Source organism: Streptomyces sp. NPDC053431, from assembly GCF_044544925.1.
Lineage (GTDB): Bacteria > Actinomycetota > Actinomycetes > Streptomycetales > Streptomycetaceae > Streptomyces.
In genome coordinates this window covers 62201-86114 of the sequence record NZ_JBITXX010000009.1, presented here as the reverse complement: position 1 = coordinate 86114, position 23914 = coordinate 62201, and the positions used below count along the sequence as shown (strand labels likewise).

The 23914-nt window shown below is 73.0% G+C and carries 17 protein-coding genes; 14 read left to right on the top strand and 3 right to left on the bottom strand.

Annotated elements, in window-relative coordinates:
- The first annotated feature begins 15 nt into the window (after positions 1 to 15).
- The 7 genes from ACIGXE_RS21820 (at position 16) to ACIGXE_RS21790 (ending at position 8300) form a co-directional block, all read left to right on the top strand.
- A complete protein-coding gene (locus tag ACIGXE_RS21820) occupies positions 16 to 1263 on the top strand; it encodes a spermidine/putrescine ABC transporter substrate-binding protein (protein ID WP_399749811.1) in 1248 nt (415 codons plus the stop codon).
- A 40-nt stretch (positions 1264 to 1303) separates the two neighbouring features.
- Positions 1304 to 2473, top strand: coding sequence for an ABC transporter ATP-binding protein (locus ACIGXE_RS21815; RefSeq protein ID WP_399749809.1), 1170 nt, complete (start codon positions 1304 to 1306; stop codon positions 2471 to 2473).
- Positions 2474 to 2564: 91 nt separating this feature from the next.
- The gene (locus ACIGXE_RS21810; RefSeq protein ID WP_399749807.1) at positions 2565 to 3491 is read left to right on the top strand and encodes an ABC transporter permease; all 927 of its coding nucleotides are present in this window, start codon (positions 2565 to 2567) and stop codon (positions 3489 to 3491) included.
- Positions 3491 to 4285 (top strand): ABC transporter permease, encoded by a 795-nt coding sequence (locus ACIGXE_RS21805; RefSeq protein ID WP_399749805.1) that lies wholly within the window; start codon positions 3491 to 3493, stop codon positions 4283 to 4285. Before ACIGXE_RS21810 ends, ACIGXE_RS21805 begins: the two co-directional genes overlap by 1 nt.
- Before the next feature lie 36 nt (positions 4286 to 4321).
- Complete coding sequence (locus ACIGXE_RS21800; protein ID WP_399749803.1) at positions 4322 to 5740, top strand: NAD(P)/FAD-dependent oxidoreductase; 1419 nt, start codon at positions 4322 to 4324, stop codon at positions 5738 to 5740.
- A 210-nt stretch (positions 5741 to 5950) separates the two neighbouring features.
- Positions 5951 to 6394 (top strand): hypothetical protein, encoded by a 444-nt coding sequence (locus ACIGXE_RS21795; protein WP_399750133.1) that lies wholly within the window; start codon positions 5951 to 5953, stop codon positions 6392 to 6394.
- Positions 6395 to 6494: 100 nt separating this feature from the next.
- Positions 6495 to 8300, top strand: coding sequence for a chitinase (locus ACIGXE_RS21790; protein WP_399749801.1), 1806 nt, complete (start codon positions 6495 to 6497; stop codon positions 8298 to 8300).
- Here the strand turns inward: ACIGXE_RS21790 and ACIGXE_RS21785 are convergent.
- The 3 genes from ACIGXE_RS21785 to gabT all read right to left on the bottom strand — a co-directional run bounded on the left by ACIGXE_RS21785 (position 8285) and on the right by gabT (position 11167).
- Positions 8285 to 8941: a hypothetical protein gene (locus ACIGXE_RS21785; protein ID WP_399749799.1), complete on the bottom strand. Its 657-nt coding sequence runs from the start codon at positions 8939 to 8941 to the stop codon at positions 8285 to 8287. The two genes, ACIGXE_RS21790 and ACIGXE_RS21785, sit on opposite strands and share 16 nt — an antisense overlap.
- The gene (locus tag ACIGXE_RS21780) at positions 8938 to 9471 is read right to left on the bottom strand and encodes a phosphatase PAP2 family protein (RefSeq protein WP_399749797.1); all 534 of its coding nucleotides are present in this window, start codon (positions 9469 to 9471) and stop codon (positions 8938 to 8940) included. Before ACIGXE_RS21780 ends, ACIGXE_RS21785 begins: the two co-directional genes overlap by 4 nt.
- Positions 9472 to 9832: 361 nt before the next feature.
- Entirely contained in the window at positions 9833 to 11167 is a 1335-nt protein-coding gene (gene gabT / locus ACIGXE_RS21775; RefSeq protein WP_399749795.1) for a 4-aminobutyrate--2-oxoglutarate transaminase, read from the bottom strand.
- Between the two features lie 255 nt (positions 11168 to 11422).
- Between gabT and ACIGXE_RS21770 the strand changes: the two genes are divergently transcribed.
- From ACIGXE_RS21770 to aroA, 7 genes are all read left to right on the top strand, one after another.
- The gene (locus ACIGXE_RS21770; RefSeq protein WP_399749793.1) at positions 11423 to 13933 is read left to right on the top strand and encodes an ATP/GTP-binding protein; all 2511 of its coding nucleotides are present in this window, start codon (positions 11423 to 11425) and stop codon (positions 13931 to 13933) included.
- A gap of 195 nt (positions 13934 to 14128) precedes the next feature.
- Complete coding sequence (locus tag ACIGXE_RS21765) at positions 14129 to 15757, top strand: PucR family transcriptional regulator (RefSeq protein ID WP_399749791.1); 1629 nt, start codon at positions 14129 to 14131, stop codon at positions 15755 to 15757.
- Positions 15758 to 16001: 244 nt separating this feature from the next.
- A complete protein-coding gene (locus tag ACIGXE_RS21760; protein WP_399749789.1) occupies positions 16002 to 16952 on the top strand; it encodes an EamA family transporter in 951 nt (316 codons plus the stop codon).
- Between the two features lie 58 nt (positions 16953 to 17010).
- On the top strand, positions 17011 to 18378 hold the full coding sequence (locus tag ACIGXE_RS21755) for a PQQ-binding-like beta-propeller repeat protein (RefSeq protein WP_399749787.1): 1368 nt from the start codon (positions 17011 to 17013) through the stop codon (positions 18376 to 18378).
- 311 nt (positions 18379 to 18689) lie between these two features.
- Positions 18690 to 20135: an aldehyde dehydrogenase family protein gene (locus ACIGXE_RS21750; protein WP_399749786.1), complete on the top strand. Its 1446-nt coding sequence runs from the start codon at positions 18690 to 18692 to the stop codon at positions 20133 to 20135.
- Positions 20136 to 20330: 195 nt separating this feature from the next.
- On the top strand, positions 20331 to 22256 hold the full coding sequence (locus tag ACIGXE_RS21745; protein ID WP_399749784.1) for an acyl-CoA dehydrogenase family protein: 1926 nt from the start codon (positions 20331 to 20333) through the stop codon (positions 22254 to 22256).
- Between the two features lie 409 nt (positions 22257 to 22665).
- Positions 22666 to 23913, top strand: a complete 1248-nt coding sequence (gene aroA, locus ACIGXE_RS21740; RefSeq protein ID WP_399749782.1) for a 3-phosphoshikimate 1-carboxyvinyltransferase — start codon at positions 22666 to 22668, stop codon at positions 23911 to 23913.
- Position 23914: the final 1 nt, after the last annotated feature.

Below are 23914 nucleotides of genomic sequence, written 5' to 3'. Positions count from 1 at the left end.
GAAAGGGCACAGCGCATGGAGCAGTACGAGTCCGACAGCCTGTCGGCCGCGCAGACAGCGGCGATGCGGCGCAGCCTCACGAGCGGCCGGGGCGCGCTCACCCGCCGCTCGATGCTGCGGGCCGGCGGCGTCGGCGCGCTCACCGTCGGCGGCCTCGCGTCCCTCAGCGCCTGCGGCATCCCGCCGGCCAAGCGGGAGGGCCAGGGCCCGGCCTCCACGGACTTCTCGGCCAAGGAGAAGACGCTCAGCTTCTCCAACTGGACCGAGTACATGGACGTCAGCGAGGACGAGAAGTCCCGGCCGAGCCTGGAGGCCTTCGCCAAACGGACCGGCATCAAGGTCAAGTACACCGAGGACATCAACGACAACGTCGAGTTCTTCGGCAAGATCAAGCCGCAGCTCGCGGCCGGTCAGGACACCGGCCGTGACCTGATCTGCGTGACCGACTGGCTCGCCGCCCGCATCATCCGGCTGGGATGGGCGCAGAAGCTGGACCCGGCGCACCTGCCGAACGCGTACGCCAACCTGTCCCCGCAGTTCCGCCGGCCCGACTGGGACCCGGGCCGCGCCTACTCGTACCCCTGGACCGGCATCTCCACGGTCATCGCCTACAACGCCAAGGCGACCGGCGGCAGGAAGGTCGACTCCGTCACGCAGCTGCTCGACGACCCGGCGCTCAAGGGCCGCGTCGGCTTCCTCACCGAGATGCGCGACTCGGTCGGCATGACGCTGATCGACATGGGCAAGGACCCGGGGAAGTTCACCGACGCCGACTTCGACGCCGCGATCGGGCGGCTGCAGAAGGGCGTCGACAAGAAGCAGATCCGGCGCTTCACCGGCAACGACTACACCTCAGACCTGGACAAGGGCGACCTGGCGGCCTGTCTGGCGTGGGCCGGAGACGTGATCCAGCTCCAGGCCGACAACCCGGACATCAAGTTCGCCATCCCGTCCGCCGGCTACATCACGTCCAGCGACAACCTGCTCGTCCCGGCGAACTCCCGGCACAAGACCAACGCCGAGAAGCTCATCGACTACTACTACGAGCTCCCGGTGGCCGCGCAGCTCGCCGCGTACATCAACTACGTCTGCCCGGTCGACGGGGTGAAGGACGAGCTCGCCAAGATCGACCCCGAGCTCGCGAACAACACCTTGATCCTCCCGGACAAGGCGATGGCGGCGAAGTCGCGCGCCTTCCGTTCGCTCAGCAGCGCGGAGGAGACGGCGTACGAGGAGAAGTTCGCCAAGCTCATCGGTGCCTGAGGCCGTCGTCCGTTCCTTCACGAATACCGGGATCCCCTCCATGACTGACAAGACTGCTCACACTGGCAAGAACACGGGCGGCGGCGACGTCCGTCTCTCCGGCATCAGCAAGACCTACGGTTCCTTCACCGCCGTCCACCCGCTCGACCTGACGATCCCCCAGGGCTCCTTCTTCGCCCTGCTCGGCGCCTCCGGCTGCGGCAAGACGACGACGCTGCGCATGATCGCCGGCCTGGAGGACCCGACCACGGGCACCGTCCACCTCGGCGACCAGGACGTCACCGACCTTCCGCCGTACAAGCGGCCGGTGAACACCGTCTTCCAGTCCTACGCGCTCTTCCCGCACATGGACATCTCCGAGAACATCGCCTTCGGTCTGCGCCGGCGCGGCGTCAAGTCGGTGAAGAAGCAGGTCGACGACATGCTGGAGCTCGTCCAGCTCGGCGACAAGGCCCGGCACAAGCCGCACCAGCTCTCCGGCGGCCAGCAGCAGCGCGTCGCCGTGGCCCGCGCGCTCATCAACCACCCCCAGGTCCTGCTGCTCGACGAGCCGCTCGGCGCGCTCGACCTCAAGCTGCGCCGCCAGATGCAGCTGGAGCTCAAGCGCATCCAGACCGAGGTGGGCATCACCTTCGTGCACGTCACCCACGACCAGGAGGAGGCCATGACCATGGCCGACCAGGTCGCGGTGATGAACGGCGGCCGCGTCGAGCAGCTGGGCGCGCCCGCCGACCTGTACGAGAACCCGCAGACCACCTTCGTCGCGAACTTCCTCGGCACCTCCAACCTGATCGAGGCCGAGGTCGTCGAGACCGGCGGCGACGTCCTCGTCACCGCCGGGGGCGGCAAGCTCCGGGTGCCCGGCGACCGCTGTACCTCCGCCGTGCGCGTGGGCGGCGGGGTGCTGGTCGGCGTGCGGCCCGAGAAGATCTCGCTGACGCACGCCGACGACGCCGGCGAGATCGCGGACGGCCGCAACCGGGTGACCGGGCGGATCGCCGACTCCTCGTTCATCGGCGTCTCCACCCAGTACGTGGTGAACTCGCCGGCCGGCGCCGAGCTCCAGGTCTACGAGCAGAACATCGAGCGGGACAGCCGTCTGGTGCCCGGTGCCGAGGTCGTCCTGCACTGGAACCCGGCCCACACCTTCGGCCTCGACGCCGCCCAGGACATCGACGCGGGCGTGGAGACGGTGGAGGACTCCCTGTGAGCGACGCACGCGAGGCCACCGCCCAGCAGCCGACGACGACGCCCGAGCCGCTCAGCCTCGTGGGCGGAGAAGCGAACGAAGGAGACGAGGCATGAGCGCCACCCTGGTCAAGGAGGCCCCGCCCATAGAGGAGCCGGTGCTGCGCAAGCCCTCCGCCCGCAAGCGGCTCGTGCCGTACTGGCTGCTGCTGCCCGGCATCGTGTGGCTGCTGGTCTTCTTCGCGCTGCCGATGGTCTACCAGGCCTCGACCTCGGTGCAGACCGGCTCCCTGGAGAAGGGTTTCGAGGTCACCTGGCACTTCCAGACCTACTGGGACGCCTTCCAGGAGTACTGGCCGCAGTTCGTCCGCTCGCTGCTCTACGCGGGCACGGCCACCCTGCTGTGCCTGCTGCTCGGCTACCCGCTGGCGTACCTCATCGCCTTCAAGGCCGGACGCTGGCGCAACCTGCTCCTGGTGCTCGTCATCGCGCCGTTCTTCACCAGCTTCCTGATCCGGACGCTGGCGTGGAAGACGATCCTCGCCGACGACAGCCTGGTCGTCGACGCGCTGAACGCGCTGCACGTCCTCGACGTGACCAGCTGGCTGGGCTGGACCGAGGGCGACCGGGTGCTCGCCACCCCGATGGCGGTGGTCTGCGGTCTCACGTACAACTTCCTGCCGTTCATGATCCTGCCGCTCTACACCTCGCTGGAGCGGATCGACGGGCGGCTGCACGAGGCCGCGCAGGACCTGTACGCCTCGCCGGCGACCACCTTCCGCAAGGTGACCTTCCCGCTCTCCATGCCGGGCGTCGTCTCCGGCACGCTGCTCACCTTCATCCCGGCGAGCGGTGACTACGTCAACGCCGAGCTCCTCGGCTCGACCGACACCAAGATGGTCGGCAACGTCATCCAGTCGCAGTTCCTGCGGGTCCTGGACTATCCGACGGCCGCCGCCCTGTCCTTCATCCTCATGGCGATCGTGCTGCTCATGGTCACCGTCTACATCCGCCGTGCGGGAACGGAGGACCTGGTCTGATGCGCTGGATCCGACAGCACCTCGTCGCCATCGCGGGCCTGCTCACGCTCGCGTACATGATCCTGCCGAACGTCGTGGTCATGGCGTTCTCGTTCAACAAGCCGAACGGGCGCTTCAACTACGCGTGGCAGCAGTTCTCGCTGGACGCCTGGAAGGACCCCTGCGGCGTCGCCGACATGTGCGAGTCGCTCACGCTCTCGCTCCAGCTCGCCGCCTGGGCGACGGTCGGCGCGGTGGTCCTCGGCACGATGATCGCCTTCGCGCTGGTCCGCTACCGCTTCCGGGCGCGCGGCGCGGTCAACTCGCTGATCTTCCTGCCGATGGCGATGCCCGAGGTCGTCATGGCCGCCTCGCTGCTCACCCTGTTCCTCAACATGGGCGCGGAGCTGGGCTTCTGGACGGTTCTCATCGCCCACATCATGTTCTGTCTGTCGTTCGTCGTGACCGCGGTCAAGGCGCGCGTGATGTCCATGGACCCGCGCCTGGAGGAGGCCGCGCGCGACCTCTACGCGGGGCCGACGCAGACCTTCCTGCGGGTCACGCTGCCGATCGCGGCGCCCGGCATCGCGGCGGGCGCGCTGCTCGCCTTCGCCCTGTCGTTCGACGACTTCATCATCACCAACTTCAACGCGGGCTCGACCGTGACCTTCCCCATGTTCGTCTGGGGCTCGGCACAGCGAGGAACCCCCGTTCAGATCAACGTCATCGGCACCGCGATGTTCGTCCTCGCGGTACTGGTGGTCGTGGCCGGGCAGATCATCACGAACCGGCGCAAGAAAACAGCAACGGCCTGACCGGCAGCCGGTCAGGCACCGAAGGAGTTGGAAACCATGGCCCCAGTCGCCATGCGTCTCGCTGCACAATCTCTCTCCGACGCCCAGCCCGTCCCCTTCTGGCTGGAAGACCCCGGCAAGCCCGGAGCCCTGCCCGCCCTCGCCGGCCCCGAGCGGTGCGACCTGCTCGTGGTGGGCGGCGGCTACAGCGGACTGTGGACCGCGCTCCTCGCCAAGGAGCGCGACCCCTCCCGGGATGTCGTACTGCTCGAAGGCCGTGAGGTGGGCTGGGCCGCCTCGGGCCGCAACGGCGGCTTCTGTGCCGCTTCTCTGACGCACGGCTTCGGCAACGGACTCGCCCGTTGGCCGGACGAGCTCGCGAAGCTGGAGCAACTGGGCGAGCGGAACCTCGACGCCATCGAGGAGACCGTCGCCCGCTACTCCCTGGACTGCGACTTCGAGCGTACCGGCGAGATCGACGTGGCCACCGAGGCCTATCAGGTCGACGAGCTGCACGCGTGGTACGAGGAGGCCGACCGGCTCGGGCTGGCCGGCGGCCTGGAGCTCCTCGACCGTGACGCGCTGCGCGCCGAGGTCGACTCGCCGACCTTCGAGGGCGGTCTGTGGGACCGCCGCGGCGTCGCCATGCTGAACCCCGCGAAGCTGGCCTGGGGGCTCAAGCGGGCCTGCCAGGAGCTGGGGGTGCGGATCTACGAGAACACCCCGGCGCTCGACCTGGTCCCGGCGGGCGGCGGCATGGCCGTGCGCACCCCGTACGGCCGGGTCGCGGCCCGACGGGTCGCCCTCGGCACCAACGTGTTCCCGTCGCTGGTCAAGCGGGTGCGGCACTACACCGTCCCGGTGTACGACTACGCGCTGATGACGGAGCCGCTGAGCGCGGAGCAGCTGGCCGCGGTCGGCTGGAAGAACCGGCAGGGCCTCGGCGACTCCGCCAACCAGTTCCACTACTTCCGGATCACGGCCGACCACCGCATCCTGTGGGGCGGCTACGACGCCGTCTACCGCTTCGGCGGCAAGGTGGCGGCGGAGATGGACAACCGCCCGGAGACGTACCTCAAGCTGGCCCAGCACTTCTTCACCTGCTTCCCGCAGTTGGAGGGCCTGCGCTTCAGCCACGCCTGGGGCGGTGCGATCGACACCTGCTCGCGCTTCTCCGCCTTCTTCGGCACGGCGCACCAGGGCAAGGTGGCGTACGCGGCCGGCTACACGGGTCTCGGCGTGGGCGCGACGCGCTTCGGCGCGGACGTCATGCTGGACCTGCTGGCGGGGGAGCGGACCGAGCGGACCGAGCTGCGGATGGTGCGGTCCAAGCCGCTGCCGTTCCCGCCGGAGCCGATCGCCTGGGCCGGCATCGGGCTCACCAAGTGGTCGCTGGCGCGCGCCGACGAGAACGGCGGCCGGCGGAACCTGTGGCTGAAGACGATGGACCGGCTGGGCCTGGGCTTCGACAGCTGACCCACCCGTGATGTGATGCAGGTCACACCTTGCGGGTGAGGAACCCGCGTCATAGTCGCGAGCGAGCGCCCTCTCTCCGTGTGGACACCGCAGCCGGCGGGTCCCTGCGGAGAGAGGGCTTTCGTGATGACGGGTGCGAGGACGGGGACCGGGGCGGGGGCGGGTGCGGGTTCCGGCTCGGGAGGCGGCGGGCCGGCGGCCAGGGCCGTGGTGGAGTGGCTCGCCTCGGTCGCGCCGGACCCCGAGGCCTGCCGCTGGGAGTGGGAGCGCAACCCGCACGGGATCACGCTGCTGCCCGCCGGGCGCCGCTGGGACGTGCTGATCCTGTCGGCCGAGCTCGGCTATCCCACGCTCGACGTGCTGAACCGGCTCGTGGACCGGCCGGGCCCGGTCCTCGCGGACTTCGGCGACGCCCGGATGGGCTTCTTCGTACCCCCGGGCACCGCCGCCCGCTGGCTCGGCACCGGGGTGCGCAGCGCGGGCGCCGGAACCTGGATCGTCGTCCCGTACCCGGGGCGCGCGACGGGCGGGGTGCGCTGGCTGGTGACCCCGGACGCGTCCGGCACGCTCACCGACGCCGCGCTGCTCGAACTGGCGATGCACGAGGCCGCGGGCCAACTGGCCCGCGGCGCAGGGGGGATCGGCCGGGTCTGACCGCGCGCACCTTCCGTACAGAGGTCTTGACCACTCGATTGGTCTGGACCATGCTGTGGCGCGCTCCACCACCCCGATTCCCCCACATCCGGAGGCAGTTGTGGACCGCACCAGACCCCTGACCCTCACCCTGGCGGGCGTGCTCGCCGCCGGCGGACTCGTGGCGCTGACCCCCGCGGCCCACGCCGCCGACACCGAACTCGCCCGCAACGGCGGCTTCGAGTCCGGCCTGGACGGCTGGAGCTGTACGGCCGGCAGCGGGACCGCGGTCACCACCCCCGTGCACACGGGGACCAGGGCCCTGCAGGCCACCCCGGCCGGCAGCGACAACGCCCGGTGCTCCCAGACCGTCACCGTCCGGCCGAACTCCACGTACACCCTGAGCGGCTGGGTCCGCGGCAGCTACGTCTACCTCGGCGCCTCCGGCACCGGCACCACCGACGTCTCCAGCTGGACCCAGTCGGCCCCCGACTGGCAGAAGCTCGGCTCCACCTTCACGACGGGCGCCTCGACGACCTCGGTCACGCTCTACACCCACGGCTGGTACGGCACCGGCGCCTACGTCGCCGACGACCTCTCACTGCTCGGACCCGGCGGCGACCCGGTCGGGATCCCGGCCACGCCCACCGGCCTCTCGGCGGCCCCGCCCACCTCCACCTCGGTGACCCTGACCTGGCCGGCCGTCCCCGGCGCCACCTCGTACCGGGTGTACCGCGACGGCGTCCTCGCCGCCACCGTCACCGGCACCACCTACACCGCCACCGGCCTCACGCCCGCCACCTCGTACGGCTTCCAGGTCTCGGCGGCCAACAGCGCCGGCGAGTCGGCCAAGTCGCCGGCCGTCACCGTCACCACGACCTCCGGAGGCGGCGGCGACCCCGGCGGGCAACTGCCCGCCCACGCCCTCGTCGGCTACCTCCACGCGAGCTTCGCCAACGGCTCCGGCTACACCCGCATGGCCGACGTCCCCGACTCCTGGGACGTCATCAACCTGGCCTTCGGCGAGCCCACCTCGGTCACCTCGGGCGACATCCGCTTCAGGCTGTGCCCGGTGACCGAGTGCCCGAACGTCGAGTCGGAGGCGGACTTCAAGGCCGCCGTCAAGGCCAAGCAGGCCGCCGGCAAGAAGGTCCTCATCTCCATCGGCGGCCAGAACGGGCAGGTCCAGCTCGCCACCACCGCCGCCCGCGACACCTTCGTCGCCTCGGTCTCGAAGATCATCGACACCTACGGCCTCGACGGCCTGGACATCGACTTCGAGGGCCACTCCCTCTCGCTCCAGACCGGCGACACCGACTTCCGCAACCCCACCAGCCCGGTCGTCGTCAACCTGATCTCGGCGGTCAAGGCCCTCAAGGCCAAATACGGACCGGCGTTCGTCCTGACCATGGCCCCGGAGACCTTCTTCGTCCAGCTCGGTTACCAGTACTACGGCTCGGGCCCCTGGGGCGGCCAGGACCCGCGCGCCGGCGCCTACCTCCCGGTCATCCACGCCCTGCGCGACGACCTCACCCTGCTGCACGTCCAGGACTACAACTCCGGCTCCGTCATGGGCCTCGACAACCAGTACCACTCCATGGGCGGCGCCGACTTCCACATCGCCATGACCGACATGCTGCTCACCGGCTTCCCGGTCGCCGGCAACACCGACCGCGTCTTCCCGGCCCTGCGCCCCGACCAGGTCGCCATCGGCCTCCCCGCCTCCACCCAGGCCGGCAACGGCCACACCACCCCGGCCGAGGTGAACAAGGCCCTCGACTGCCTCACCAGGAAGACGAACTGCGGCACCTACCAGACCCACGGAACCTGGCCCGCCCTGCGCGGCCTGATGACCTGGTCGATCAACTGGGACCGCTACAACCAGTTCGAGTTCAGCCGCAACTTCGACGCCTACCGCTGGAGCTGACGCTCCGCCGGCTCCAGCCCGGCCCGCCGCAGCGCCCGGACCATCGCCGGATGGTCCGGGTCGCCGCGGTCCTCCGCCACGACGTGCGCCGCCAGCAACTCCGGCGTGAGCCGGCGCCCTTCGGCCGCCGTCATCAGGATCTCCGCCGCCGGACGGTCGTACGCCACGAGGTCCGCCAGCAGGCCCAGCGCCTCGCCCCGGTCGACGAACCGGCTCATCCCGCAGTCGAGTCCGTCGTCGTCCAGGTCCTCGGGGTAGCCGGCCCGGGCCCAGGCGCCGTTCTCGTACCAGTACACACAGCCCAGCTCGTTCCCCGCGAGCCGGTCGCGCAGCTCCTCGTACGGCAGCCAGTCCGGGCCGCCCGCCAGCATGTCCACCGGCGGCTCGTGCCACTTGCAGCCGCTCGACTCGTCCTCGCCGTACAGCACGTAACGGCCCTCGGCGATCCGGGAGAACGTCCACCAGGTGCAGCCGCAGTCGTCGAGGTGCAATCCCTCTTCGTCGATCCAGACACCGGTCCGGTGGACCCTGTCCCCCTCCTTCGCGGTCGTCGCCCGGACCACCGCGTTCAGGGCCCAGCGCGCCCACAGGAGTTCGGGGTCGGGCAGGTCGCTCGGCAGTCCTGGCCGGTGGATCGTCATCGGTGCTCCGGTTCGTCCGCTCGGGTACGGGCGACGCGACCGTACCGCGCCGCGTACACCGGCCAGCGCAGCAGGGGCAGGCAGAGCGCGACGGACGCCAGCACGTCCAGCGGCCAGTGGAAGCCGCGGAGGATCAGCCCGGCGGCCGTGACGGCGGTCAGCAGGACGGCCACCGGGAGCAGGCGCCGCGAGACCAGGAGGGCCGCGCCGGCGTACGCGACCATCGCCGTGGCCGTGTGGCCCGAGGGGTAGTAGCCGTGCGCCCACGGTTCCAGGGGGCCGGGGCGGCCCGTCCAGATCTTCAGGGGGAGGACCAGCAGCGGGACGAGGGCCATCGCCAGGCCCGCGAGGAGGGCGGCGGCGCGGTGGCCGCGCCGGGCCGCGTACGCCATGGCGCAGGCCAGCACCGGCAGGGCGACGCTCATGTTGCCGAGATCGGCGGCGGATTCGCTCAGGCCGCGCGGGACGGTGTCCACCAGGGCGCGGGAGAGGCGTTCGTCGAGGCGGGCGAGCGGGCCGTGGACCAGCACCTGCCAGGTGACGACGGCGAGGGTGACGATCGCCCAGAGAACAGCCGACCGCCCCGGAACAGGGGGGGTGGTTCCGGAGCGGTCGCCTGGACCGGGCTGCCGCGCGCCCCGGGGGGTGTGGGGCGGGCGGCCATCCGATCGGTGAGGAGTTCCGGAGCCCAGGGCACCGGCGGTGTGCGCGATGGCACGGTGTGGGCGGGGCTGGGGAGGCTCCGCCCGGGGTGTTTCTCTCATCTGCAGAAACCGTACGGCACGAAACAGGGGACCGACAGCCGGATCGCCATCCCGCCATCGGCCCCCCACAGCTTCTTCACACGGAGTGTCAGAAGTCGCTGTCCGGCCGTCAGAACCGGTCGGATCGTCAGATCTGCGCGAGCGCGGCCTCGATGACGTCCAGACCCTCGTTGAGCAGGTCCTCGCCGATGACCAGCGGCGGCAGGAAGCGCAGCACGTTGCCGTAGGTGCCGCAGGTGAGGACCAGGACGCCCTCGTTGTGGCAGTACTTGGCGAGCGCGGCGGCGGCCTCGGCGAACGGCTCCTTCGTCGCCGGGTCCTTCACCAGCTCGATGGCGATCATGGCGCCACGGCCGCGGATGTCGCCGATGACCGGGAACTTCTCCTGCATGGCGGTGAGGCGGTCCTTCATGACCTCCTCGATGCGCTTGGCCTTGCCGTTGAGGTCGAGCTCCTTCATGGTCTCGATGGCGCCCAGCGCACCGGCGCACGCGACCGGGTTGCCGCCGTAGGTGCCGCCGAGGCCGCCACCGTGCACGGAGTCCATGATCTCGGCGCGGCCGGTCACGGCGGCGAGCGGCAGACCGCCCGCGATGCCCTTGGCGGTGGTGATGAGGTCCGGGACGATGCCCTCGTCCTCGCAGGCGAACCACTGGCCGGTGCGGCAGAAGCCGGCCTGGATCTCGTCCGCGACGAAGACGATGCCGTTGTCGTTGGCGAACTTCACGATCGCCGGGAGGAAGCCCTTGGCCGGCTCGATGAAGCCGCCCTCGCCGAGCACCGGCTCGATGACGATCGCGGCGACGTTCTCGGGGCCGATCTGCTTGGTGATGTTGTCGATCGCCTGCGCGGCGGCCTCGGGGCCGCAGTTCTCGGCACCGGTGGGCCAGCGGTAGCCGTAGGCGACCGGCACGCGGTAGACCTCGGGCGCGAACGGGCCGAAGCCCTGCTTGTACGGCATGTTCTTCGCCGTCATGCCCATGGTGAGGTTGGTACGGCCGTGGTAGCCGTGGTCGAAGACGACGACGGCCTGGCGCTTGGTGTACGAACGGGCGATCTTGACGGCGTTCTCGACGGCCTCGGCGCCCGAGTTGAACAGCGCGGACTTCTTGGCGTGGTCGCCCGGGGTCAGCTCGGCGAGGGCCTCGCAGACCTCCACGTAACCCTCGTACGGCGTCACCATGAAACAGGTGTGGGTGAAGTCCTGCAGCTGCGCGGAGGCGCGGCGCACGACGGCCTCGGCGGAGGCGCCCACGGAGGTCACGGCGATGCCGGAACCGAAGTCGATCAGCAGGTTGCCGTCGACGTCCTCGATGATGCCGCCACCCGCGCGCTTGGTGAAGACGGGCAGCGTGGAGCCCACGCCACCGGCGACCGCGTCGAGGCGACGGGCCTGAAGCTCCTGCGACTTCGGGCCGGGGATGGCGGTGACGACGCGCCGCTCCTGCGGGACAGCGTTCATGCGGGGCTCCTGGGGGTGTTCTGGACGCACTTGCGGGTTTCCTCCGCAGGCTAGGCGCGGCCGGGGACCCGGCGCATGCTACGGATGGGAGTGGTCCCGGCGTGTCCTTGTCCGTATCGGCCATACGCGCTGTTGTCCGGACCGTCTCCACGTCATCGGCCTGATCGGGGGCGTGATCCACGCGCGAGGCCCTAGATTGGGGCGTCGGACGCGGCACGGTGCGCGGCAGAGTGAAGGGGCCAGGGGGCAGGGGTCATGGAGTTCGAGGGCACGCAGGGCTCGCGGGGGACGCACGACGGCCGCCCCCGCGCCGACCAGGTCCCCCGCCCGGCCGGCCCACCACCGATGCCGACGGCTCCGCCTGGGGCGGTGCCCCCGGCCGCACCGACGGGGGGTGGGGCGCCGACCGCGCCCACCGGTCCGGTGGGCGGGGGCCTCGCGGCACCCGGCGCGCCCGCGCACGCGGCCTCGACCGGTCCCGGCGCGCCTGGCGCACCCGGGCCCGCGGTCTCCGCTTCCTCCTCCACCTCCTCCACCTCCGCCGGGCTCTCCCTCGCCGAGTGGCTGCGGACCCCCCGGCCCGCCGCCGGGCCCGGGGTATGGCGGTACGGGCATGTCCCCCGGCCCGACCAGGAGCCCAGCGAGACGCCGCTGCGGGCCGTGCTCTCCGGTGCGGTGATCTCGTTCCTCGCCTGCGTCCTGCTCTGGTCCCTGCTGCGCAACGGCTACATCCCCTACTGGAGCGTCCCGCTCAAGCTGTTCACCCCCGACGACTGGTGGCACCCGCTCGGCGGCGGGCCGCAGGCCGGGACCGGCGGGGTGCTCGCGCTCGCCGTCTACGAGCTGGTCGTCTTCGCCGGCGTCTTCTACGGGCTCGGCCGCTTCGGCCGCTGGCCGTACGCGTGGCGCCGGGTCACCGAGGCGCGCGGCCGCGCGGCCCAGATCGTGCTCGCCGTCGTCGTCGGGCTCGTGGCCGTCGCCCTCGTCCGAGGCGGCTGGATCCCCGTCAAGGGAGTCGTCTACGCGCTGCTCCCGTACGAGCGGGGTACGCCCACGGCCGCGTACGCCAACCAGGACATGGTCGAGACGGCCGACCTGTTCGTCACCGTCGCCGCCGCCCTGCCCTTCGTCTGGCTCGCGCTGCGCCGCACCGGCCGCCCCGAGGCCACCACCGCGCCGGCGGCGGCGGTCGCCGACCCGGACGCACCCGATCCGGCCGACTGGCCGGAGCTGCGGGCCGCCGGTCTTGCCGAGGCCGCCGACCGGCTCGCCGCCGAGGGCGCCGCCGGGCGCATGAACGACGTCGACCACACCCGTATCCGCGCCGCCTGGGACACCGCCCGCACCGGCCCGGACCGGCAGGCCGCCTTCGTCCGGGACGTGCACGCGCGCGGCGCCGCCGCCTTCCTGCACCCGTCCGGGGCCCGCCAGCTGCCCGGCCGGGCAGCGGCGCACGACCTCAGCCTCCGGCAGGTCAGGCTGGGCACCGTCGCCGACGTCCCGCGCAACCCCTACCCCCGCCGCGGCACCGGCCTCGCCCTCGACCCCGCCGTCCTGGGCACCTCCATGCTCGTCGTCGGCCCCTCCGGCAGCGGGAAGACCACCCGGCTGATGCGCCCGGTCGTCGAGTCCCTCGCCCTGCAGGCGCTCGCGGGGCAGGCCGCCGTCGTCGCCGTCGGCCCCGCCGGCGCGCCGCTCGGCCCGGACGAGGCGTACGACGTCGTCATCCGCATCGGCGACCCGGCCTCCCCGCACGACCTCGACCTCTACGGCGGCACCGGCGACCCCGACCAGGCCGCCGCCCTCCTCGCCGACGTCCTCGCCGACGACACCACCGACCCCCGGCGGGCCGCGACCGCGCTCGCCCAGCTCCTCGGCCCCTTCCACGCGGTCCACGGGCGCTTCCCGTCGGTTCCCGAACTCCGCGAACTCCTCGACGGGGCGCCCGGGCCGCGCCAGGATCTCCGCGCGGCCCTGGAGCGGGACGGCCACGCCTCGCTCGTCCGCGAACTCGACGCCCGCGAGCGGCAGCAGGGCGCCGCGGGCGACCCCGCCACCGCCCTCGCCGACCGGGTGGCGCTGCTCGACCGGCCCGCGTTCGCCGGTTTCTTCGACACGTCGGGCCACGGGCAGCCGTTCACCATGCGCGCGCTCGAACATCCCGTACGGGTCCGGATCGACCTGCCGGAGACGGGCCACGCCGAGGCCTCCCGGCTGCTGGCCCGGCTCGTCCTCGCGCAGTTCCTCGCCCGGGCCGTGACCCGCACGGACCGGTCCCGCTTCGCCTGCCTCGTCCTCGACGACGCCGCCCACACCCTCACCGCGGGGACCGTGCGCGGGCTGCAGCGGCTGCGCTCCGCGCACGCCGGTGTCGTGCTCGGGCTGCGGAGCCTCGACGACGTCCCCGAGCACCTGCGCACCCCGCTGCTCGGGGCGGTCGGCTGCCGGGTCGCGCTGGCCGGCGTCACCACCTGGGACGGCAAGCGGTTCGCCGAGACGTGGGGCACCGAGTGGGTCGAGACGCGGGACGTCACCAGCCGGACCGTGCTCGCCGACGAGCCGCTCACCCGGGTGATGCACACCCTGCGCAAGCTGGTCACCGGGCGGGCCGTCACGACGGACGCCGTGACGGTGCGCGAGGTCGAACGCGAACGCTGGTCCGCCTCCGACCTGGCCCACGCCGTGCCGCCCGGCCACGCGGTCCTGTCCCTCACCCACGTACGCGGCGAGCACACGCCGCCCCTCCTGGTGGACCTGCGCGGCTGACACCGAGCCACGGGCTCACGCCGACCGGAATCCTCCGCCGACCTGCGAGGCCCTCGTCGACCTGCGAGGCTGGGGGCGGGCCCCGGAACGGGCTGGCACAATCGGGGGCGCGCCGCCCGTCGGGCAGCGTGGCCTCCGCTTTCCTCCCCCCACGCGCCCCCTCCCCCCAGAACCTCAAAGGTCCGACGGTCCCCAATGCCGCCCACCCTCGCCTCGCTCGTCCAGCACTCGGCGCTCAAACTCACCGTCCGCGCCGGTGAGGACCGCCTCGACACCCCCGTGCGCTGGGCCCACGTCAGCGAGCTCGCCGACCCCGTCCCGTACATGGAGGGCGGCGAACTGCTGCTCACCACCGCGCTCACCCTCGACGCCGAGGACCCCGACGCGATGCGGCGCTATGTGCGGCGGCTGCTCGGCGCGGGCGTCGTCGGGCTCGGCTTCGCCGTCGGCGTCAACTACGAGGACATCCCGGCGGCGCTGCTCGACGCGGCCCGCGAGGAGCAGCTGCCGCTGCTCGAAGTGCCCCGGCGCACCCCGTTCCTCGCCATCAGCAAGGCCGTGTCCGCGGCCATCGCCGCCGACCAGTACCGGGCCGTGACCGCCGGTTTCGAGGCCCAGCGCGAGCTGACCCGGGCCGCGCTCGCCGAGGGCCCGGACGCGGTCGTCGCCCGGCTCGCGGCGCACGTCGACGGCTGGGCCGCGCTGTACGACACCTCGGGCACCGTGCTCGCCGCCTCGCCCGAATGGGCCGCGCGCCGGGCCGCCCGGCTCACCCCCGACGTGGAGCGCCTCCGGGAGCGCCCCGCGCCCGCCAGCGCGGTCGTCGGCGGCACCGACGACCGGGTGGAGCTCCAGTCGCTCGGCACCGGGCGCCGCGTTCGCGGGGCGCTCGCGGTCGGCACCGGCGCGCCGCTCGGCACGGCGGAGCGGTACGCGGTGCACTCCGCCATCGCCCTGCTGACCCTCACGACGGAACGCTCCCGCTCCCTCCAGGCCGCCGAACAGCGGCTCGGCGCGGCGGTGCTGCGGATGCTGCTCGCCGGGCAGCCGGACCACGCCCGTGGCGTCGCCGGTGATCTGTACGGCGGGCTCCTCGACGCCCCGTTCCGGCTGCTCATCGCCGAGCCGGTGGCGACGGCCGAGACGAAGGAGAACGGCGAGACGCCGCTCGCCGCGTTCGTCGAGACCCTGGAGGCCGCGGCCGCCCGGGCGGGCGAGTCGGTCCTGACCGTGCCCGAGGGCCCGGAGGGCGGCGAACGGTTCGTCGTCCTGGCCGGCGACGGGGGAGCGGTCGTCACCGTCTGCGAGGGCTACGCGACGCGGGAGGCGGAGGACGCCGGGCTCGTCGTCGGCCTCTCCGCCCCCACCGGCCCGATCGCCGCGGCCGCCGCCTACAAGCAGGCCGAGCAGGCGCTGTCCGTCGCCCGGCGACGCGGCCGGGCGCTGGTCGAGCACGAGGAACTCGCGGCCGGCTCGGTCCTGCCCCTGCTCGCCGACGACGCCGTCCGCGCCTTCGCCGACGGCCTGCTGCGCGCCCTGTACGAACACGACGCCACCGGCCGCGGCGACCTGGTCGCGTCCCTCCGCGCCTGGCTCTCCCGGCACGGCCAGTGGGACGCCGCCGCCGCCGACCTGGGCGTCCACCGGCACACCCTCCGCTACCGGATGCGCCGCGTGGAGGAGATCCTCGGCCGTTCCCTGGACGACGCGGACGTCCGCATGGAGCTGTGGCTGGCCCTGAAGGCCACGGGCGACGGCGGCGCCACGACCCCGCCCCCGAGCCCCGGACCCGCCTCCGCAGGGCCGGCACCGGCGGGGGACTGACGGCGGCGGGGGACCGGCGGCGGCGGGGGACCGACGGCGGCGGGGGACTGACGTCGGCGGGGGACCGACGGCGCTGGGGGACTGGCGGCGGCCCGCGCGGGCGCCGCACACCCGGGGCGGCGAGCCGCGCCTTCCCGCCCGCCCGCCGCCCGTTTCCCCCCGGCGCCTTCGAAAGTCCCGCCACCCTGCCCGATCGCGGGCAAATTTCTGGCCCAGGCGCCGCTTGCTCCGTAATCTCCTGGGCATGACAAGCCCCGCCGTCGAACCGGCCGCCTCCCAGGTCCCGTCCGTCCCGGCCCCCGCCCCGCGGCGCATACCCGTCGCCGTCTGGGCCGCGCTCGCGATCGTGTACGTCGTGTGGGGGTCCACGTACCTCGGGATCCGGATCGTCGTCGAGACGCTGCCGCCCTTCCTCTCCGCGGGGACCCGGTTCATCACGGCCGGGCTGCTGCTCGCCGGGATCATCGCCTGGCGGCAGGGGCCGGCCGCGCTCAAGGTGAGCCCGCGGCAGCTGCTCTCGGCGGTCGGCGTCGGCCTGCTGCTCATCCTCGGCGGCAACGGGCTCGTCGTGCTCGCCGAGACCTCCGTGCCGTCCGGCCTCACCGCGCTGCTGATCGCCGTCGTCCCGGCCTGGGTGGTGCTGCTCAAGGCGGGTGCGGGGGAGCGGCCGAGCGCGGGCGGGATCGTCGGGGTGCTGCTCGGACTGGCCGGGCTCGCCGTGCTGACGCTGCCCGGCCTCAGCGGCGAGGTGCACGTCGGCGGCGTCCTGCTCGTGATCGCCGCGACCGTCTGCTGGTCGGTCGGTTCCTTCTCCTCCTCGCGGATCCCGATGCCCGGCAATCCGTTCACCGCGAGCGCGTACGAGATGCTGGCCGGTGGTCTCGCGGGCGTCGGCGTCGGGCTGGTCCGGGGCGAGCAGCACGGCCTCGACCTCACGGCCGTGTCGGGGCGTTCCTGGACCGCCCTCGCGTACCTCGTCGTCTTCGGCTCGCTGATCGCCTTCACCGCGTACGCCTGGCTCCTCCAGGCCGCGCCCCTCTCGCTGGTGGCGACCTACGCGTACGTCAACCCGGTCGTCGCCGTCGCCCTCGGCGCCCTGGTCCTCGGCGAGGCCCTGTCCTGGCCCATCGTGCTCGGCGGCGCGATCGTCGTGGGCGGCGTCTGCCTGATCGTCTCGACCGAGCGGCGCGGGTGATCATCCTCGCCTACCCTGACAGGGCTTCGAACGATGCGAGCCAGGGGTGGGGAAACGCATGGCCACGAACACGACCGATGCCGCGCGCCCGAGGCGGCGGCCGACGCGCTGGGCGCTCGGCATCCTGATCGGCGTCGGCGTACCGTTCGCCCTCGTCGGCGGCATCGCCTCCTGCGTCGCCCATGAGAAGGGCAAGCTCCCGGGCGACTCCATGGAGCGGGCCTGGGACACGCCCTTCGACAACAACGCCGCCGAGCACGGAAACGCCGCCTGGGTCGTCGGCGACAGCGTGGTCCGCAGCCGCTACGACGCCGTCACCGCCTTCGACGCCGCCGACGGCCACCGCCGCTGGGAGTACGTCGTGCCGGGCCGCGCCGAGATCTGCGACGTCAGCCGCCCGGACGGCGGCCCGGTCGCCCTGGTCGTGTACGGCGAGAAGGGTGAGGAGTACGGCGAGCCGGCCAAGGACAAGGGCTGCCGCACCGTCGCCGCGATCGACCTCGCGGACGGCCGCGAGCTGTGGCGCACCGGCCGCCTGCCCGCCGACGCCGCTCTGAAGGCCGGGGGCGGCCTGGTCGCCACCGGCGGGGGGCTCGCCGTGCTGCTCGACGCCGACGACGACTGGGGACATGAGCCGTACTCGAGCGAGCCGCCGGTCCTGCCGGGCGACCAGGCGCTGCGCGCCCTCGACCTGCGCACCGGCGCACCGCGCTGGAAGGCCGCCGTGCCGAAGGGCTGCTTCCCCTCCGCGGCCGCGGCCACCGAGCGGCAGGTGCTGGCGGTGCTCGCCTGCGACCGCACCGAGCTCAAGCTCGCCGCGTTCGAACCGGCCGCCGGCAAGCAGCGCTGGATGGTTCCGCTCGGCACTCGCCGGGCCGTCGCCCCGGACGCGGTGGTGACCTTCCTGTCAGCCGACCCGCTGGTGATCGCGGTCGCGGAGCCCGAGGAGCGCGGCGTGCACGGCTTCCTCTCCTTCGGCCAGGACGGGCGACCGCAGGGCCTGATCGAGGCCAAGGGCCCGTACGGCGACATCGCGCTCGACGAGCCGGCCCGGTGGTCCGTCGCCGACGGGATGTTCTACGCCGCCGCCGAGGGCAGCGGCCTCTCCGGCGAGCAGATCGTCGCCTTCTCCGTGGCGGGCGGCGGCGAACGGTGGCGGTCGGAACGGTTCGCCTACTCCAAGGACGTCACCGGCCTCCATGCCGAGGGCGGCCGCGTGTGGGCCGTGGTGCGTTCCTCGAAGGAGAACGACAGGCTGTACGCCTACGACGCGGCCTCCGGCGCGGAGCGGGACGTGCGCACCTTCGCCGAGGAGGTCGACAAGGGCAAGGGTCGGATCGCCGGTCTTCTCCGGCACGGCGACCACCTCATCGCCGCGCGCTGGGGCGAGGGCGTCCAGCCCTTCTCCGCGTACCGCCCCTGGTGAGGCCCTGGGTGGGGTCTTGGCCCAAGGCCTCACTTCCGCGGGATCTTCCGCGGGCGTCTCCCGCAGGGTTTGCCGCGAGGTCCCGCGCGGGCGCTCCCGTGGAGCCGCCGCGAGGCCCCCCGCCGGCGCTTCCCCAAGGTCCGCCCCTGGGCCCCCGCCCGACTTCCGGCCGGTTCCGCCAAAGCGGACAGAAGGCCCTTCGCACCACTCCACCACGGACAAGCGCCCCTCCGCCCGCTTCGCCCTAACGTGGCACAAGAGCGCGAGAGCACCCCCTCGCACCACCCCGAAACGGAAAGGGCCGGTACGCAATGACGACCACCCACGCCTTCTGGCTCGCCGGCCGCGAGGCCACCGGCGAGGCCACCTTCGACGTCACGAACTCGTACGACGGACGTCTGGTCGGCAAGGTCAGCGTGCCCACCGAGGCCCAGGTCGAGGAGGCCGTCGCCGCCGCCCACGCGGTCGTCGACGAGTTCGCCGCCACCCCGGCGCACGTCCGCGCCGCCGCCCTCGACCACGTGTCGAAGCGGCTCGCCGAGCGCACCGAGGAGATCGCCCAGCTGATCTCCGCCGAGAACGGCAAGCCCATCAAGTGGGCCCGCGGTGAGGTCGGCCGTGCCGTCTCCGTGTTCCGTTTCGCCGCCGAGGAGGCCCGCCGCTGGAACGCCGGCGAGGCCCAGCGCCTGGACACCGAGGCCGGCGGCGCGGGCCGCCTCGCGCTCACCCGCCGCATCCCCAAGGGCGTCGTGCTCGGCATCGCGCCGTTCAACTTCCCGCTGAACCTCAGCGCCCACAAGGTCGCCCCGGCCATCGCCGTCGGCGCCCCGATCATCCTCAAGCCGGCCCCGGCCACCCCGATCTCCTCCCTGATCCTGGGCGAGATCCTGGCCGAGACCGACCTGCCGGCCGGCTCCTGGTCGATCCTCACCGTGCCGAACGACCGCATGCCCGCCCTGGTCCAGGACGAGCGCCTCCCGGTCATCTCCTTCACCGGCTCCGACAAGGTCGGCTACGCCATCCAGCAGTCCGTGCCGCACAAGCACTGCACCCTGGAGCTCGGCGGCAACGCCGCCGCCGTCGTCCTGCCCGACTGGTCCTCCGAGGCCGACCTGGACTGGGCCGCGAGCCGCATCGCGACCTTCTCCAACTACCAGGGCGGCCAGTCCTGCATCTCCGTGCAGCGCGTGATCGCCGACGCCTCCGTCTACGACCGCCTGCTGCCGAAGATCGTCGCGGCCGTCGAGGCCCAGGTCACCGGTGACCCGGCGGACGACGCCACCGACGTCGGCCCCCTGGTCGACGAGGCCGCCGCCCAGCGCGTCGAGGCCTGGGTGGACGAGGCCGTCGCGGCCGGCGCCAAGCTGCTCGCCGGCGGCAAGCGCGAGGGCGCCACCTACGCCCCGACCGTGCTCGCCGACCTCCCGGCCGACGTCACCCTGGCCCGCGCCGAGGTCTTCGGCCCGGTCCTGACCGTCGCCAAGGTCGACGGCGAGGCCGAGGCCTTCGCCGCGGTCAACGACTCGGACTTCGGCCTCCAGGCCGGTGTCTTCACCCGCGACCTGCAGGCCGCCTTCCGCGCCCACCGGGCCCTGGAGGTCGGCGGCGTGATCGTCGGCGACGTCCCGTCCTACCGCGCCGACCAGATGCCGTACGGCGGCGCCAAGCGCTCCGGCGTCGGCCGCGAGGGCGTCAGGTTCGCCATGGACGACTACACCTACGAGCGCGTCCTGGTCCTCACGGGCCTGGCGCTCTAGGCAACCCGTACGGACCAACACGTCCGTACGCACCAGACCGACGGTCCGGGCCCACTGTGCGGGGGCCCGGGCCGTCCTCTTTCCTCCCCGCCCGTCCCGAACGGGCGCCGCGGCCGTTTCCGAAAGCGCCGATTTCGGGTACGACGGACGAGTAGCCATCCGGCACCCGACGACGAGCGGCGAGGTGAGCCCCTCATGTCCGCACCCACCCAGCGGCCGCCCAAGGTCACCGAACGCGAGGCCCGGCAGGTCGCCGAGGCGGCCCGCCAGCAGGACTGGCACAAGCCGAGCTTCGCCAAGGAACTCTTCCTCGGCCGCTTCCGACTCGACCTCATCCATCCGCACCCGCTGCCCGCCGACGAGGACGTCCGGCGCGGCGAGGCCTTCCTCGCCAAGCTCCGCACGTTCTGCGAGACACGGGTCGACGGCGCCCGCATCGAACGCGAGGCCCGCATCCCCGACGAGACCGTCACCGGCCTCAAGGAGCTCGGCGCGCTCGGCATGAAGATCGACCCCAAGTACGGCGGTCTCGGTCTCACCCAGCTCTACTACAACCGGGCGCTGGCCCTGGTCGGCTCGGTCAGCCCGGCGCTCGGGGCGCTGCTCTCGGCCCACCAGTCGATCGGCGTCCCGCAGCCGCTGAAGCTCTTCGGGACCCAGGAGCAGAAGGACGCCTTCCTGCCCCGGCTCGCCCGCAGCGACATCTCCGCCTTCCTCCTCACCGAGCCCGACGTCGGCTCCGACCCGGCCCGGCTCGCCACCACCGCCGTGCCCGACGGCGACGACTACGTCCTCGACGGCGTGAAGCTGTGGACCACCAACGGCGTCGTCGCCGACCTCCTGGTCGTCATGGCCCGGGTCCCCGCCTCCGACGGGCACCGCGGCGGCATCACCGCCTTCGTCGTCGAGGGCGACTCGCCCGGCATCACCGTCGAGCACCGCAACGCCTTCATGGGCCTGCGCGGCCTGGAGAACGGCGTCACCCGCTTCCACCAGGTGCGGGTCCCGGCCGCGAACCGCATCGGCCCCGAGGGCTCCGGCCTCAAGATCGCCCTCACCACCCTCAACACCGGCCGGCTCTCGCTGCCCGCCGCCTGCGCCGGCGCCGGCAAGTGGTGTCTGAAGATCTCCCGCGAATGGGCCGCCGAACGCGAGCAGTGGGGCAAGCCGGTCGCGCACCACGAGGCCGTCGGCACCAAGATCTCCTTCATCGCCGCCACCGCCTTCGCCCTGGAGGCCGTCGTCGACCTCGCCTCCCAGATGGCCGACGAGGACCGCAACGACATCCGCATCGAGGCCGCCCTCGCCAAGCTGTACGGCTCCGAGATGTCCTGGCGGATGGCCGACGAGCTGGTCCAGATCCGTGGCGGCCGCGGCTACGAGACGGCCGACTCGCTCGCCGCCCGCGGCGAACGCGCCGTCCCGGCAGAACAGCTGTTGCGCGATCTCCGCATCAACCGGATCTTCGAGGGCTCCACCGAGATCATGCACCTGCTGATCGCCCGCGAGGCGGTCGACGCCCACCTCGCCGTGGCCGGCGACATCATCGACCCCGACAAGGCCTTCGCCGACAAGGCCAAGGCGGGCGCCCGGGCCGGCGGCTTCTACGCCCGCTGGCTGCCGAAACTCGTCGCCGGGCAGGGCCAGCTCCCCGGCGCGTACGCGGAGTTCGGCGAGCTCGCGACCCATCTGCGGTACGTCGAGCGCACCTCCCGCAAGCTCGCCCGCTCCACCTTCTACGCCATGTCGCGCTGGCAGGGGAAGATGGAGCTCAAGCAGGCCTTCCTCGGCCGGATCGTCGACATCGGCGCCGAACTCTTCGCCATGAGCGCCGCCTGCGTACGGGCCGAACTCCTGCGCACCACCGGCGAGCACGGCCGCGAGGCGCAGCAGCTCGCCGACGCCTTCTGCCGCCAGGCGCGGCTCCGGGTCGCCGAGCTCTTCGGCCGTCTCTGGAGCAACACCGACGACCTGGACCGCAAGGTCGTCGACGGCGTCCTGGCGGGCAAGTACACCTGGCTGGAGGAGGGCATCCTCGACCCCAGCGACGACGGCCCCTGGATCGCCGACACCCCCCACGGCCCGTCGGACCACCCCAACGTCCACCGCAAGATCCCGTAGGGGACCGGAGCCGAGCCGAGCCGAGGCGACCCGACCCGACCCGAGCCGAGCCGAGGCGGCCCGACCCGACCCGAGCCGAGCCGACCCGAGCCGAGCCGACCCGAGCCGAGGCGACCCGAGCCGAGCCTTGCCGAGCCGAATGGGCCGGGGGCTCGGCTCGGTGGGGCCGAGTCCCTTCCCGTCCCCCTTGCCCGACATCCCCTCGGCCCGGACGGAGTTCCGAGCCGACCGTCCCGAGTGACCGCCCCTGGCCGCCCCGGTCGCACCGGCCGCACCGGCCGGTCCGAGCCGATCGCCTGCGTCCGCTCCGACCGGCCGTCCGCCCCGCCTCGCCCCGTCGCCCCACCCCCCAGTCCACCCTCCGGACGCCGCCGCCAGAAGGTCGGTGGGTCGCGGCAGGATGGGGGTCGTGACCGTCATCGACATTCCCGGCTCCAAGTCCGTCACCGCCCGCGCCCTGTTCCTCGCGGCCGCCGCCGAAGGCACCACCACGCTGCTCCGGCCGCTGCGCTCCGACGACACCGAGGGCTTTGCCGAGGGTCTGCGGGTCCTCGGCTACACCGTGCGGCAGGAGCCGGGCGCCTGGCACATCGAGGGGCGGCCGGCCGGGCCCGGGGTCGAGGCGGCCGACGTGTACTGCCGGGACGGCGCTACCACCGCCCGCTTCCTGCCCGCGCTCGCCGCCGCCGGGCACGGCACCTTCCGCTTCGACGCCTCCGCCCAGATGCGCCGCCGCCCCCTCGGCCCCCTCACCACCGCCCTGCGCGAGCTCGGCGTCGAGCTGGCGCACGGCGAGCGCGAGGGGCGCCACCCGCTCACCGTCACCGGCCGCGGCATCAAGGGCGGGGCGATCCGCCTCGACGCCGGTCAGTCGTCCCAGTACCTGACCGCGCTGCTGATGCTCGGCCCGCTCACCGCCGAGGGCCTGTCGATCACCGTCACGGACCTGGTCTCGGAGCCGTACGTCGAGATCACCCTCGCGATGATGCGGAGCTTCGGCGCGGAGATCGCCCGGGCGGACGGTCCCGAGGGCCGTACGTACACCGTCGCCCCGACCGGCTACCGGGCCACCACCTACGCGATCGAGCCCGACGCCTCCACCTCCAGCTACTTCTTCGCCGCGGCCGCCCTCACCCCCGGCGCCGCCGTCACCGTCCCCGGTCTCGGCACCGGCGCCCTCCAGGGCGACCTCGGCTTCGTCGAGGTGCTGCGCCGCATGGGCGCCGAGGTCGAGATCACCGACCGGGGCACGACCGTCCGGTCGACCGGGTCCCTGCGCGGCCTCACCGTCAACATGCGCGACATCTCCGACACCATGCCGACGCTCGCCGCGATCGCCCCCTTCGCCGACGGCCCGGTCCGCATCGAGGACGTCGCCAACACCCGGGTCAAGGAGTGCGACCGGCTCGACGCCTGCGCCGAGAACCTGCGCCGGCTCGGGATCGACGTGGCCACCGGACCCGACTGGATCGAGATCCGCCCCGGCAGCCCCGCCGGCCCGGCCGAGATCGCCACCCACGGCGACCACCGCATCGTGATGTCCTTCGCGGTCACCGCCCTGCGCACCCCGGGCGTCACCTTCGACGACCCGGGCTGCGTCCGGAAGACCTTCCCGGACTTCCACACCGTTTTCGAGGCGTTTCGAACGGCGCTGTGAG